12 protein-coding genes are annotated in these 13,630 nt (G+C 59.8%); 9 read left to right on the top strand and 3 right to left on the bottom strand.

The features are described 5' to 3' along the window. Positions 1-74: 74 nt before the first annotated feature. The gene (clpA, locus tag ACVWZP_RS01880) at positions 75-2,345 is read right to left on the bottom strand and encodes an ATP-dependent Clp protease ATP-binding subunit ClpA (RefSeq protein ID WP_017848046.1); all 2,271 of its coding nucleotides are present in this window, start codon (positions 2,343-2,345) and stop codon (positions 75-77) included. A gap of 29 nt (positions 2,346-2,374) precedes the next feature. After that, a complete protein-coding gene (gene clpS, locus ACVWZP_RS01875) occupies positions 2,375-2,743 on the bottom strand; it encodes an ATP-dependent Clp protease adapter ClpS (protein ID WP_010567912.1) in 369 nt (122 codons plus the stop codon). A 224-nt stretch (positions 2,744-2,967) separates the two neighbouring features. Between clpS and cspD the strand changes: the two genes are divergently transcribed. After that, positions 2,968-3,246, top strand: a complete 279-nt coding sequence (gene cspD / locus ACVWZP_RS01870) for a cold shock domain-containing protein CspD (protein ID WP_057004490.1) — start codon at positions 2,968-2,970, stop codon at positions 3,244-3,246. A gap of 79 nt (positions 3,247-3,325) precedes the next feature. Here cspD and icd read toward each other — a convergent pair whose 3' ends face one another. Beyond that, positions 3,326-4,582 carry an NADP-dependent isocitrate dehydrogenase gene (gene icd, locus ACVWZP_RS01865; RefSeq protein WP_026140163.1) on the bottom strand — a complete coding sequence of 419 codons (1,257 nt, stop codon included), beginning with the start codon at positions 4,580-4,582 and terminating at the stop codon, positions 3,326-3,328. 505 nt (positions 4,583-5,087) lie between these two features. Here icd and ACVWZP_RS01860 point away from each other — a divergent pair. The 8 genes from ACVWZP_RS01860 (at position 5,088) to ACVWZP_RS01825 (ending at position 13,581) form a co-directional block, all read left to right on the top strand. Next, on the top strand, positions 5,088-7,313 hold the full coding sequence (locus ACVWZP_RS01860; RefSeq protein WP_017848049.1) for an NADP-dependent isocitrate dehydrogenase: 2,226 nt from the start codon (positions 5,088-5,090) through the stop codon (positions 7,311-7,313). A gap of 383 nt (positions 7,314-7,696) precedes the next feature. Next, positions 7,697-8,098: a carbohydrate-binding module family 20 domain-containing protein gene (locus tag ACVWZP_RS01855; RefSeq protein WP_046382913.1), complete on the top strand. Its 402-nt coding sequence runs from the start codon at positions 7,697-7,699 to the stop codon at positions 8,096-8,098. Positions 8,099-8,165: 67 nt separating this feature from the next. Continuing rightward, positions 8,166-8,612, top strand: coding sequence for an NUDIX hydrolase (locus ACVWZP_RS01850; RefSeq protein WP_017848050.1), 447 nt, complete (start codon positions 8,166-8,168; stop codon positions 8,610-8,612). Between the two features lie 59 nt (positions 8,613-8,671). Then, the gene (mnmA, locus tag ACVWZP_RS01845) at positions 8,672-9,796 is read left to right on the top strand and encodes a tRNA 2-thiouridine(34) synthase MnmA (protein WP_079444191.1); all 1,125 of its coding nucleotides are present in this window, start codon (positions 8,672-8,674) and stop codon (positions 9,794-9,796) included. Continuing rightward, positions 9,793-10,416 (top strand): high frequency lysogenization protein HflD, encoded by a 624-nt coding sequence (hflD, locus tag ACVWZP_RS01840; protein ID WP_017848052.1) that lies wholly within the window; start codon positions 9,793-9,795, stop codon positions 10,414-10,416. The genes mnmA and hflD overlap by 4 nt, the downstream gene beginning before the upstream one ends. 125 nt (positions 10,417-10,541) lie before the next feature. Continuing rightward, positions 10,542-11,912, top strand: coding sequence for an adenylosuccinate lyase (gene purB / locus ACVWZP_RS01835; RefSeq protein WP_046382910.1), 1,371 nt, complete (start codon positions 10,542-10,544; stop codon positions 11,910-11,912). Positions 11,913-11,996: 84 nt separating this feature from the next. After that, entirely contained in the window at positions 11,997-13,166 is a 1,170-nt protein-coding gene (locus ACVWZP_RS01830; RefSeq protein ID WP_017848054.1) for a ribosomal protein uL16 3-hydroxylase, read from the top strand. Continuing rightward, the gene (locus ACVWZP_RS01825) at positions 13,159-13,581 is read left to right on the top strand and encodes a GNAT family N-acetyltransferase (RefSeq protein WP_017848055.1); all 423 of its coding nucleotides are present in this window, start codon (positions 13,159-13,161) and stop codon (positions 13,579-13,581) included. The genes ACVWZP_RS01830 and ACVWZP_RS01825 overlap by 8 nt, the downstream gene beginning before the upstream one ends. The last annotated feature ends 49 nt before the right edge of the window (positions 13,582-13,630 follow it).

Here is a 13,630-nt window from a genome sequence, read left to right as displayed (position 1 = left end):
CCATTGTTCTGGCAATTGCATTTCAAGACAGCAAAAAGGCGCCTTTCGGCGCCTTTTGCGTAGCTGCAGAACGATCAGGCCATTTCGGCCGTGGTTTCGAACTCGAAGGTCAGCTCGCCGTCCTTCAGGTCGATATGCACCACGCCACCATGGTCGGAGAGCTCGCCGAACAGGATCTCTTCGGCCAATGGCCGCTTGATCTTGTCCTGGATCAGACGCGCCATCGGGCGAGCGCCCATTGCCGCGTCGTAACCACCTTCGGCCAGCCAATTGCGCGCCGCGTCCGTCACTTCCAACTGCACGCGCTTGTCTTCCAACTGCGCTTGAAGCTCGGTGAGGAACTTGTCCACCACGTTTTTGATGACCTCATGGCTGAGGCGACCAAACTGGATAATGGTGTCCAGACGGTTGCGGAACTCCGGCGTGAAGCTCTTCTTGATCACTTCCATCGCATCGGAAGAGTGATCCTGATGCGTAAAGCCGATCGACGCCCGCGCCGCGGTTTCAGCACCGGCGTTGGTGGTCATGATCACGATCACGTTGCGAAAATCCGCCTTGCGCCCGTTGTTGTCGGTCAGGGTGCCGTGATCCATGACCTGCAGCAGCAGGTTGAAGACTTCCGGGTGAGCCTTCTCGATTTCATCGAGCAGCAATACGCAATGCGGCTGCTTGGTGATCGCCTCGGTCAACAGGCCGCCCTGATCAAAACCGACATAGCCCGGAGGCGCACCGATCAGGCGCGACACGGTGTGACGCTCCATGTATTCGGACATGTCGAACCGCACCAACTCAATGCCCATGGCCTTGGCCAACTGCCGGGCCGCTTCGGTCTTGCCGACGCCGGTCGGGCCGGCGAACAGGAACGAACCGACGGGCTTGTCCGGCGACTTGAGGCCCGCCCGCGACAACTTGATCGCAGTGGACAGCGAGTCGATGGCCGCATCCTGGCCAAACACGGTGAGCTTGAGGTCGCGCTCCAGGTTACGCAGCAGCTCTTTGTCGGAGGTGGTGACGTGTTTTGGCGGAATCCGCGCGATCTTGGCCACGATATCCTCGACCTGAGCCACGTCGATGCGCTTCACACGCTTCTCGACCGGCTGCAGACGCTGATAGGCACCGGCCTCGTCGATCACGTCGATGGCCTTGTCCGGCATGTGCCGATCGTTGATGTAGCGCGACGCCAGCTCGGCAGCGGCCCGCAACGCTTCATCGGTGTACTCGATGCCATGGTGCGCTTCGAAACGCCCCTTGAGCCCACGCAGGATGCCGATGGTGTCTTCAACCGAAGGCTCGGACACGTCGACTTTCTGGAAGCGACGCGCCAGGGCACGGTCTTTCTCGAAGATCCCGCGGAATTCCTGGAACGTGGTCGAGCCGATGCAGCGGATATCACCCGACGACAACAACGGCTTGAGCAGGTTGGAAGCATCCATCACACCACCGGAGGCCGCACCGGCCCCAATGATCGTGTGGATTTCATCGATGAACAGGATCGCCTGCGGGCGTTTTTTCAGCTCGCCGAGCAGCGCCTTGAAGCGCTTCTCGAAATCGCCGCGGTACTTGGTCCCGGCGAGCAACGCGCCGAGGTCAAGGGAGTAGACGACGCTGCTGGCCAGCAAGTCCGGCACCTGGTTGTCGACGATACGCTTGGCCAGGCCTTCGGCAATCGCGGTTTTACCCACGCCCGCCTCACCCACCAGCAACGGGTTGTTCTTGCGACGACGCGCGAGGATCTGCGCCACGCGCTCAACTTCAGCCTCGCGCCCCACCAGCGGATCGATCCGCCCCTGGCGCGCCAGCTCATTGAGATTACTGGCATAGGCATCCAATGGGTTGCCCGAAGAAGAAGACTCACCGCCCTCGTCGTCCTGCATTTCCTGCTCACCCTCGGAATGATCGCCGTGCCCAGGCACTTTGGAGATACCGTGGGCGATGTAGTTGACGACATCGATACGGGCAACGCTCTGCTGCTTGAGCAGGAACACTGCCTGGCTTTCCTGTTCGCTGAAGATGGCGACAAGCACATTGGCGCCCGTGACTTCACGCTTACCGGAGCTCTGTACGTGGAAAACAGCACGCTGCAATACCCGCTGAAAGCCCAGGGTCGGCTGGGTTTCACGGTCCTCGTCATGCACGGGGATCAGTGGCGTCGTGGAGTCGATGAACTCCTGCAGGTCATGCTTGAGTTTGTCGAGGTTGGCGCCGCACGCACGCAAAACGGTGGCGGCAGCTTCGTTATCCAAAAGTGCCAGCAGCAGGTGCTCGACGGTCATGAATTCATGACGCTTCGAACGGGCCTCTTTGAAGGCAAGATTGAGGGTGACTTCGAGCTCGCGGTTTAACATAGCTTCACCTCATACCCAAGTGGTCGGCGTTAACCGTCCTTCTCGATTTCACAGAGTAGCGGATGCTGGCTTTCCCTGGCGTACTGGTTGACCTGCATGGCCTTTGTCTCGGCGATGTCGCGGGTAAACACTCCACATACTGCCCGTCCTTCTGTGTGAACGGCCAGCATTACCTTGGTCGCCAACTCGCGGTTCAGGTTAAAAAACACCTCGAGTACTTCGACCACGAAATCCATCGGTGTGTAGTCATCGTTGAACAAAACCACCTTGTACATCGGCGGCGCCTGTAGAGCAGGCTTGGCCTCCTGAACAGCAATGCCTGCAGAACCGTCGTCATCGTGCTCGTGATCCGGTCGATCCTGATTGAATGTTAGTCGAATCTGGCTGATTGCATGCATGGAAAGAAAGGTTCGTCAGTGGTTCAAATACAGTGGTGGGGGCGACCTGTCAGAATTTCAACTCTGACCGTTCGGTCACCTTGACTATCGGCAAATCGGTGTTACAACCAATAGAACCCACAGTGGGTAAAAAAGGTCCGCGCAGTCAACCTTATTTATTCGGGTTAGGACGGATAAACTGGATGATACTCCAGTGATGGAGTCTGGTGCAGAGGGATATGGGTATGTCTGGCGTCAAGATCAGTGGCAAGGTCAAATGGTTCAACAATGCCAAGGGTTACGGCTTCATTAATGAAGAAGGTAAGACCGAGGACCTTTTTGCGCATTATTCAGCGATCCATATGGATGGCTACAAAACGCTGAAAGCGGGCCAAGCTGTGAGCTTTGAGATCATTCAAGGACCGAAAGGGCTGCACGCCGTGAACATCTGTGCAAGCACGATCACTACATCTGCAAAACCCGTTGTATCCGCCGCTCAAAAAGAAAAGAAGCTAACGGCCTGATTCACTGCCAAGCGAGAAGCATGCAAATAAAAAACGGCCACCCAACCCATTGGAGTAGCCGTTTTTTATGCCTGCGTGTTTACATGTGCGAGATCAGCGCATCGCCAAAGCCCGACGACGACACCAACTTCGCGCCCTCCATCAGGCGCTCGAAGTCATAGGTCACGGTCTTGGCCGAGATAGCGCCATTGGTGCCCTTGATGATCAGATCCGCCGCTTCGGTCCAGCCCATGTGGCGCAGCATCATTTCCGCCGACAGAATCAGCGAACCCGGGTTGACCTGGTCCTTACCGGCATATTTCGGCGCGGTACCGTGGGTGGCTTCAAACATTGCCACGGTGTCGGACAAGTTGGCGCCCGGCGCAATGCCGATACCACCGACTTCCGCCGCCAGGGCGTCAGACAGGTAGTCACCGTTGAGGTTGAGGGTCGCGATCACATCATATTCAGCCGGACGCAGCAGGATCTGCTGCAGCATGGCATCGGCAATCGCATCCTTGACCACGACATTCTTGCCGGTCTTCGGGTTCTTGAACTGCATCCACGGCCCGCCATCGAGCAGGGTTGCGCCGAATTCTTCAGCCGCCACTTCGTAGGCCCATTCCTTGAAGGCACCTTCGGTGAACTTCATGATGTTGCCTTTGTGTACGATGGTCAGCGACTCGCGGTCGTTATCCACGACATATTGCAGGGCCTTGCGCGCCAGGCGCTTGGTGCCCTCTTTGGACACCGGCTTGATGCCGATACCGCAATCCTGGTCGAAGCGGATCTTGGTGACGCCCATTTCCTCCTTGAGGAACTTGATCACTTTGATCGCTTCCGGCGAACCGGCTTTCCACTCGATCCCGGCGTAAATATCTTCGGAGTTTTCGCGGAAGATGGTCATGTCCACGTCGCCTGGCTTTTTGACCGGGCTCGGCACGCCTTCGAACCAGCGCACCGGGCGCAGGCACACATACAGGTCGAGTTGTTGGCGCAGGGCTACGTTCAACGAACGGATGCCACCACCGACCGGCGTGGTCAGCGGGCCTTTGATGGAGACTACGTAATCGCGCACCGCGTCCAGGGTTTCCTGGGGCAGCCAGGTGTCCTGGTCATAGACTTGGGTCGCCTTCTCACCGGCGTAAACTTCCATCCACGAAATCTTGCGCTTGCCGCCGTAAGCTTTTTCAACAGCGGCGTCGACCACCTTGATCATCACTGGGCTGATGTCGACACCGATACCGTCACCTTCGATATAAGGGATGATCGGTTGGTCAGGAACATTGAGAGAATGGTCTGCATTGACGGTGATTTTGTCGCCGACTGCCGGAACCTGAATCTTCTTGTATCCCATGCTGAACTCCATCTATGGATTGAACATCTGGCTGCGTTCGAGCCTACTCCAGATAAATGACGACTTAAACCTCACGCCACGCTCATTTGCATCGAAAACAGCATATTTAGTCGCCTACAAGCTTGAAATCAAAGGGAAAAGCGCCAATCTTGAGCACATCATGCGACTTTAGGCGCAACTTGGTCCCTGCGACCTTTAGACCAATGGACGACCCACCTTTTGTATGAAGGCTCGGCGTAAGCATAGCGACCTATGTATAATGCCGCCGCTGACCAAAGAGTCACGACGGCCGACCGCCTGCTTCTTCAATAGAAAGCAGCGCCCAGCGCCAGAAAAGCCGGACTAAACAATAGTCCACCCGCTTGACGCTCGACTGATGCAACCCAACATCACCGCGAAGAAACCTCGACCTTTCGCTCATGGATGACTTTGAACGAACGCGCTCTACCCGGCGCATCTCGAGTTTCTGCGCACGCTTTCAGCAAAGAAGAGAGTTAATCCGAATATGCCCACCCGCTCGAAGATCATCTACACCTTCACCGACGAAGCACCAGCCCTCGCCACCTATTCACTGCTGCCTATCGTAGAGGCCTTCACCGCTTCCGCTGATATTGCCGTGGAAACCCGCGACATCTCCCTCGCCGGGCGCATCCTCGCAAGCTTCCCCGAGCAACTGGGCACCAAAGCCGTCCCGGACCACCTCGCCGAACTGGGCGCCCTGGCCGTTACGCCTGAAGCCAACATCATCAAGCTGCCTAACATCAGCGCCTCGACGCCTCAACTGCAGGCGGCGATCAAAGAACTGCAAGCCAAGGGCTACGCCCTGCCGGACTACCCGGAAACCGTAACCACCGACGCGGAAAAAGAAACCCGTGCACGTTACGACAAGATCAAGGGCAGCGCCGTGAACCCGGTACTGCGCGAAGGCAACTCCGACCGCCGCGCACCGCTGTCGGTCAAGAACTACGCACGCAAGCACCCGCACAAGATGGGCGCCTGGGCTGCCGACTCCAAGTCCCACGTCGCTTACATGAGCCACGGCGACTTCTACGGCAGCGAAAAAGCCGTACAGATCGAGGCAGCCGACGCGGTCAAAATCGAACTGATCGCTAAAGACGGCACCGCGACCGTACTGAAGGAAAAGACTTCCGTACAAGCTGGCGAAATCATCGACAGCTCCGTGCTGAGCAAGAACGCCCTGCGCAGCTTCATCGCCGCTGAAATCGAAGACGCCAAGAAACAAGGCGTACTGCTGTCGGTTCACCTGAAAGCCACCATGATGAAGGTCTCCGACCCGATCATGTTCGGCCAGATCGTTGCCGAGTTCTATAAAGACGCCCTGACCAAGCACGCCGCCGTGCTGGAGCAGATCGGCTTCAACCTGAACAACGGCATCGGCGACCTGTACGCTCGCATCAAGGCCCTGCCGGCCGAGCAGCAAGCGCAGATCGAAGCCGATATCCAGGCGGTCTACGCCGCTCGCCCTTCCCTGGCGATGGTCAACTCCGACAAAGGCATCACCAACCTGCACGTGCCGAGCGACGTGATCGTCGACGCCTCGATGCCGGCCATGATCCGTGACTCCGGCAAAATGTGGGGCACCGACGGCCAGCTGCACGACACCAAGGCCGTGATCCCGGATCGCTGCTACGCCACCATCTACCAAGCCGTCATCGAAGACTGCAAGGCCAATGGCGCGTTCGATCCGACCACCATGGGCAGCGTGCCGAACGTTGGCCTGATGGCACAGAAAGCCGAAGAGTACGGCTCTCACGACAAGACCTTCCAGGTCAAGGCTGACGGTGTCGTCCGCGTTACCGACAGCAAGGGCAACCTGCTGATGGAACAGGCCGTCGAAGCCGGCGACATCTTCCGCATGTGCCAGGCCAAAGACGCGCCGATCCAGGACTGGGTCAAACTCGCCGTCAACCGCGCCCGCGCCAGCAACACCCCGGCCATCTTCTGGCTGGACCCACAGCGCGCCCACGACGGTGCGGTGATCGAGAAAGTCCAGACCTACCTGAAAGACCACAACACCGACGGCCTGGACATCCGCATCATGTCGCCGGTCGACGCGATGAAGTTCACCCTGGAGCGCACCCGCAAGGGCCTGGACACCATCTCGGTGACCGGTAACGTACTGCGCGACTACCTGACCGACCTGTTCCCGATCATGGAACTGGGCACCAGCGCCAAGATGCTGTCGATCGTGCCGCTGATGAACGGTGGCGGTCTGTTCGAAACCGGCGCTGGCGGTTCGGCACCCAAGCATGTGCAGCAACTGCTGGAAGAAAACTTCCTGCGTTGGGATTCCCTGGGCGAGTTCCTGGCCCTGGCCGCATCGCTTGAGCATTTGGGCGTGACTTACAACAACCCGAAAGCCCTGGTGCTGTCCAAGACCCTGGACCAGGCCACCGGCCAGTTCCTCGACAACAACAAGTCGCCATCGCGCAAAGTCGGCAACATCGACAACCGCGGCAGCCACTTCTACCTGGCGCTGTACTGGGCCCAAGCCCTGGCCGCACAGACCGAAGACACCGCGCTGCAAGCGCAATTCGGCGAACTGGCCAAGACCCTCGCCGCGAACGAGGCAACCATCGTTGCCGAGCTCAACGCCGTACAGGGCAAGCCAGTGGACATCGGCGGCTACTACGCGCCGAACCCGGAGCTGACCAGCAAAGTCATGCGCCCGAGCAACACCCTCAACGCGGCAATTGCCAAGCTGAAGTAAGGTTGTAAGGATGCAAACAAACCCCGGCCCAGTGCCGGGGTTTGTGTTTCCAGCGAATAAACCGGATTCAAATGTGGGAGGGAGCTTGCCCCCGATGACAGTGAGTCAGCTACCAACAAGTCGACTGCCCCACCGCCATCGGGAGCAAGCCCCCTCCCACACCGACTGCAATCCTGCCTGAAGACCGCACCGCACTCAGAATCGAGAGGCATCCAATGACCTGGCAACCCCACACCATCGCCGAAGACAACTTTTCAGGCCCTCACGAAGGCAGAACAATCGCGAAAGACTCTAATGAACTGTAAGTTCTAACAGGTGCCCCCCAGCCCCCTGAAGACCATCCTTATCCCGTGACGACTGAGCCGAGACCGGGAGACCATCAAATGTTGCGCACCTACCATCTATTGCCACTGGGCGCTTTCTTGCTTGCGCTGCTGCCCCTGGCAAACGCTGGCCAAAACGTCCAGATGACATACTTCCTCAACGCGAGCTTTACCTGCCAGAACGGCGTCACAACGCAAGGATATAGCGTCTATGTGGTTGGCTCGCACCCAGAAGTCGGAAAATGGGACCCCGCCAACGCCGTTTTACTCAGCCCATCCAACTACCCGACATGGACCGGCCAGGTGCGTTTTTCGGGCGTCCAGCTCGATGAAAAGGTGGAATGGAAGTGCATTATTCGCAACGAAAAGAACCCGCAGGATGTACAGAAATGGCAGGCTGGGCCGAATAACGAAGTGATATTGAAGTTCTCCCCGCAAGCCCAGGCCACCGCTACGTTCTGAGCAGCCCGGGCATGTCCGGCGTATCATGCAGGATGATTTAGCCCCCACCTGCATTCGAGAGCCATTCATGACCTGGCAACCCCACATCACCGTCGCCACCATCGTCGAAGACAACGGCCGCTTCCTGATGGTCGAAGAACTCAAGGGCGGCCGCGCCGTGCTCAACCAGCCCGCCGGCCACCTCGACCCGCACGAAACCCTGACCGAAGCCGCCGTGCGTGAAACCCTCGAAGAAACCGGCTGGGACGTCGAAGCCACCGGCATCGTCGGCATCTACCTGTACACCGCGCCGAGCAACGGCGTGACCTACCAGCGGGTCTGCTTCACCGCCAAGGCGCTGAAACACCGCCCGGACTATCAACTTGACGACGGCATCGTGCGCGCCCGCTGGCTGAGCCGTGACGAGCTGATGGGCCTGCGCGACGCCTGGCGCAGTGAGCTGATCATCCGGTGTATCGATGATTATCTGGCCGGCTTTCGCCACAGTCTCGAATTGATCCGACCTTCTCTTTAGCCTTGAAGGCTTGGGCCTGTTAGAATCGCGTCCTTTTTCAAGACACCCGTTGAAACCCTATGCGTGATCCAGCCCCTTCTGACACACAAAAGAAGCGCGTCATCGTCGGCATGTCCGGCGGCGTGGATTCTTCCGTTTCCGCCGTTCTGCTCATGGAGCAGGGTTATGAGGTGGAAGGCCTGTTCATGAAGAACTGGGAAGAAGACGATGGAACGGAATATTGCACCGCCATGGACGACCTGGCGGATGCCCAGGCCGTGTGCGACAAGATCGGCATCAAGCTGCACACCGCCAACTTCGCCGCCGAGTACTGGGACAACGTGTTCGAGCACTTCCTGGCCGAATACAAGGCCGGCCGCACGCCGAACCCGGACATCCTGTGCAACCGCGAGATCAAGTTCAAGGCGTTCCTCGACTACGCCATGATGCTCGGCGCCGACCTGATTGCCACCGGCCACTACGTGCGCCGTCGTGACATCGACGGGCGCACCGAACTGCTCAAGGGCCTGGACCCCAACAAGGACCAGAGCTACTTCCTGCACGCCGTTGGCGGCGAACAGATCGCCAAGACCCTGTTCCCGGTCGGCGAACTGGAAAAGCCCGAAGTGCGCCGGATCGCCGAGCAGCACGACCTGGCCACCGCCAAGAAGAAGGATTCCACCGGGATCTGCTTTATCGGCGAGCGCCGCTTCAGCGACTTCCTCAAGCAATACCTGCCAGCGCAACCGGGCGAGATCAAAACCACCGAAGGCGAGGTCATCGGCCGCCATCACGGCCTGATGTACCACACCATCGGCCAGCGCCAGGGCCTGGGCATCGGCGGCTTGAAAGACGCCGGCGACGAGCCATGGTACGTGCTGGTCAAGGACCTGGAGCACAACGAACTGATCGTGGGCCAGGGCAATGACCACCCATGGCTGTTCTCCCGCGCACTGCTCGCTTCGGATATCTACTGGGTCAACCCGGTGGACCTGAGCGCGCCGCGCCGCCTGACCGCCAAGGTGCGCTATCGCCAGAGCGACCAGCCCTGCACCCTGGAAAAAACCGCCGACGGTTACCGCGCCACCTTCGATGACCCGCAGCGCGCGGTCACGCCTGGCCAGTCCGTGGTGTTCTACGATGGCGAGGTGTGCCTGGGGGGCGGCGTGATTGAAGTCGCCGAACCCTGGAGCAACCCGGCATGAGCCCGATCCAGGAGCAACTGACGGCACTCGGCGGGGTCTTCCTCGCCGCAGTGCTGGTGGACAAGATCGCCAAAACCGGCCAGGTTACCGAGGCCGGCCTGACCTGCATGCTCGGCAGCCTGCTGGTTCGCGACCCCAAGGACACCCTGGAAGTCTATGGCGGTGACGACCTGGCGCTGCGTGAAGGCTACCGCGCACTGGTCGGCGCACTGGAACGCGACCCGAGCACCTTGCAGCGCGAACCGCTGCGCTACGCCCTGTCGATGCTCGGCCTCGAGCGCCAACTGGCCAAGCGTGACGACCTGCTGGAGACCATCGGCAAGCGCCTGCCGCAGATCCAGTCCCAGGTTGAACACTTCGGCCCGGCCCACGAAAACGTCATCGCCGCCTGCGGCGCGCTGTACCAGGACACCTTGAGCACATTGCGCCAGCGCATCCAGGTGCATGGCGACATGCGCAACCTGCAACAACCGAACAACGCCTCGAAGATCCGCGCCCTGCTTCTGGCCGGTATCCGCTCGGCGCGGTTGTGGCGCCAGCTGGGCGGTCATCGTTGGCAGTTGGTCATCAGCCGTCGCAAATTGCTCAAAGAGCTTTACCCGTTGATGCGCAACGAATAAGTCGCAGCCACGGGCTATTTTCAAGCCGTTACGCGTAATACGCCGGTCAGTTGGCAACGGACCGGCGGATTTTTTCATGTATGATACGCGCCCCATTTCGTTGCCCGACTGTCCGAGAACACCCCATGCAGCTCTCTTCGCTCACTGCGGTTTCCCCTGTTGACGGCCGCTACGCCGGCAAGACCCAGGCCCTGCGCCCGATTTTCAGTGAATACGGCCTGATCCGTGCCCGCGTACTGGTTGAAGTGCGCTGGCTCCAGCGCCTGGCCGCTCACCCCGCCATCAGTGAAGTGCCGGCGTTCTCCGCCGAAGCCAACGCGGTATTGAACACCCTGGCGGAAAACTTCTCTCTGGAGCACGCCGAGCGTGTCAAAGAGATCGAGCGCACCACCAACCACGACGTCAAAGCCATCGAATACCTGCTCAAAGAGCAAGCGGCCAAGCTGCCGGAACTGGCCAACGTCAGCGAATTCATCCACTTCGCCTGCACCAGCGAGGACATCAACAACCTGTCCCACGCCCTGATGCTGCGCGAAGGCCGTGATGAGGTGATGCTGCCGCTGATGCGCCAGACCGCCGAAGCCATCCGCGAACTGGCGATCCGCTTCGCCGCTGTGCCGATGCTGTCGCGCACCCACGGTCAACCGGCCTCGCCGACCACCCTGGGCAAAGAACTGGCCAACGTGGTGTATCGCCTGGAGCGCCAGATCGCTCAAGTGGCGGCCGTCCCGCTGCTGGGCAAGATCAACGGCGCCGTGGGCAACTACAACGCCCACCTGTCGGCCTACCCGGAGATCGACTGGGAAGCCAACGCCCGCGCCTTCATCGAAGACGAACTGGGCCTGGGCTTCAACCCGTACACCACGCAGATCGAACCGCACGACTACATCGCCGAACTGTTCGACGCGATTGCGCGCTTCAACACCATCCTGATCGACTTCGACCGTGACGTCTGGGGCTACATCTCCCTGGGCTACTTCAAACAGCGCACCATTGCCGGCGAAATCGGTTCGTCGACCATGCCGCACAAGGTCAACCCGATCGACTTCGAAAACTCCGAAGGCAACCTCGGCATCGCCAACGCCCTGTTCCAGCACCTGGCCAGCAAGTTGCCGATCTCCCGCTGGCAGCGCGACCTGACCGACTCCACCGTACTGCGCAACCTCGGCGTGGGCTTTGCCCACAGCGTGATCGCCTACGAAGCCAGCCTCAAAGGCATCAGCAAGCTGGAACTCAACGAGCAGAAAATCGCCGCTGACCTGGATGCATGCTGGGAAGTTCTGGCCGAACCGATCCAGACCGTGATGCGCCGCTACAACATCGAAAACCCGTATGAGAAGCTCAAAGAGTTGACGCGCGGCAAAGGCATCAGCCCTGAAGCACTGCAAACTTTCATCGACGGCCTGGACATGCCCGCCGCTGCCAAGGCCGAGCTGAAACTGCTCACCCCGGCCAACTACATCGGCAACGCCGTGGCCCAAGCCAAACGCATCTGATCATCGCAAGCCCCTTTGAGACGCCCGGCCGCGCCGGGCGTTTTTATTCCAGTCTGAAAAGTGCTTTTTTTCAATAGGTTACACATGAATCCTGATATCCCTCTTCAACTTCTGGGCGGCATCACGGCACGGGAATTCCTGCGCGACTACTGGCAGAAAAAACCGCTGCTGATCCGTCAGGCCATTCCTGATTTCGAAAGCCCGATCGACGCCGATGAACTGGCCGGCCTGGCCCTGGAAGAAGAAGTCGAGTCGCGCCTGGTGATCGAACACGGCGAGCGTCCGTGGGAACTGCGCCGCGGCCCGTTCGCCGAAGACACCTTCAGCACCCTGCCCGAGCGCGAGTGGACCCTGCTGGTGCAGGCGGTCGACCAGTTCGTGCCGGAAGTCGCCGAACTGCTCGAACAGTTCCGCTTCCTGCCCAGCTGGCGCATCGACGACGTGATGATCAGCTTCGCCGCGCCCGGTGGCAGCGTGGGTCCGCACTTCGATAACTACGACGTGTTCCTGCTGCAAGCCCATGGCAAGCGCAACTGGAAGATCGGCCAGATGTGCAGCTCTGACAGCCCGATGCTGCAACACGCCGACCTGCGCATCCTCGCCGAATTCGAAGAGATCGCCGAATGGGTGCTGGAACCGGGCGACATGCTCTACCTGCCGCCACGCCTGGCCCACTATGGCATTGCCGAAGATGACTGCATGACCTACTCGGTCGGCTTCCGCGCGCCAAGCGCCGCCGAAGTGCTGACCCACTTCACCGACTTCCTCAGCCAGTACCTGACCGACGAAGAGCGTTACACCGACGCCGACATCCAGCCGGCCAGCGACCCGCACCAGATCCAGAGCGATGCCCTCGACCGCCTCAAGAGCCTGCTGGCCGAGCACATGAGCGACGAGCGCATGCTGCTGACCTGGTTCGGCCAGTTCATGACCGAGCCGCGCTACCCGGAACTGGTCGCCGGCCCGGAAGAGCTGCTGGAAGAAGACGTGGTCGGCAGCCTGGAAGATGGCGGCGTATTGATCCGCAACCCAAGCGCGCGCATGGCCTGGTCCGAAGTCGACGACGACCTGCTGCTGTTCGCCAGCGGCCAGAGCCGTTACCTGCCGGGCAAGCTGCGCGAACTGCTGAAAATGATCTGCGCAGCCGACGCCCTGCACATCGACAACCTGAGCGAATGGCTGGCGGACGACGATGCCCGCGACCTGCTGTGCGAGCTGGTCAAGCAGGGAAGCCTGGGGTTTGCCGATGAATAAGATTCACGTCAATGTCGCGAACTGGCATAAGGATATCGCCGAGATTCGGCGCATTCGTGAAGCGGTATTTATCGCCGAACAATCGGTCCCACCCGAACTGGAATGGGACGCAGACGACGCGGACGCCGTGCATTTCCTCGCGTTCGAGGGCGACTTTCCGATTGGTACCGCGCGCCTGCTGCCCAGCGGCGAGATCGGCCGCGTGTCGGTCCTCAAGGACTGGCGCGGGCTTAAAGTCGGCGACAAGCTGATGGAAGCCGTGATTGGCGAAGCCGAGAAGCGCGGCCAGAATAAACAGTTCCTCAGTGCGCAGGTTTATGCCGCGCCGTTCTATGAGCGACTGGGCTTCAAGATCGTCAGCGAGGAATTCCTTGAAGTCGGGATTCCGCACGTCGATATGGTGCGCGAGGGCTGATCCGGGACCGCGTCGCTGCTATCGGGGGCAAGCCCCCTCCCACATTTTG

The sequence above is a fragment of the Pseudomonas sp. TE36184 genome (assembly GCF_054060055.1).
This window is presented reverse-complemented; position numbering and strand designations above follow the sequence as displayed.

Coding starts and splice junctions, on each gene's coding strand:
- clpA (WP_017848046.1), bottom strand. CDS start 2,345: ATGTTAAACCGCGAGCTCGAAGTCACCCTCAATCTTGCCTTCAAAGAG.
- clpS (WP_010567912.1), bottom strand. CDS start 2,743: ATGCATGCAATCAGCCAGATTCGACTAACATTCAATCAGGATCGACCG.
- cspD (WP_057004490.1), top strand. CDS start 2,968: ATGTCTGGCGTCAAGATCAGTGGCAAGGTCAAATGGTTCAACAATGCC.
- icd (WP_026140163.1), bottom strand. CDS start 4,582: ATGGGATACAAGAAGATTCAGGTTCCGGCAGTCGGCGACAAAATCACC.
- ACVWZP_RS01860 (WP_017848049.1), top strand. CDS start 5,088: ATGCCCACCCGCTCGAAGATCATCTACACCTTCACCGACGAAGCACCA.
- ACVWZP_RS01855 (WP_046382913.1), top strand. CDS start 7,697: ATGTTGCGCACCTACCATCTATTGCCACTGGGCGCTTTCTTGCTTGCG.
- ACVWZP_RS01850 (WP_017848050.1), top strand. CDS start 8,166: ATGACCTGGCAACCCCACATCACCGTCGCCACCATCGTCGAAGACAAC.
- mnmA (WP_079444191.1), top strand. CDS start 8,672: ATGCGTGATCCAGCCCCTTCTGACACACAAAAGAAGCGCGTCATCGTC.
- hflD (WP_017848052.1), top strand. CDS start 9,793: ATGAGCCCGATCCAGGAGCAACTGACGGCACTCGGCGGGGTCTTCCTC.
- purB (WP_046382910.1), top strand. CDS start 10,542: ATGCAGCTCTCTTCGCTCACTGCGGTTTCCCCTGTTGACGGCCGCTAC.
- ACVWZP_RS01830 (WP_017848054.1), top strand. CDS start 11,997: ATGAATCCTGATATCCCTCTTCAACTTCTGGGCGGCATCACGGCACGG.
- ACVWZP_RS01825 (WP_017848055.1), top strand. CDS start 13,159: ATGAATAAGATTCACGTCAATGTCGCGAACTGGCATAAGGATATCGCC.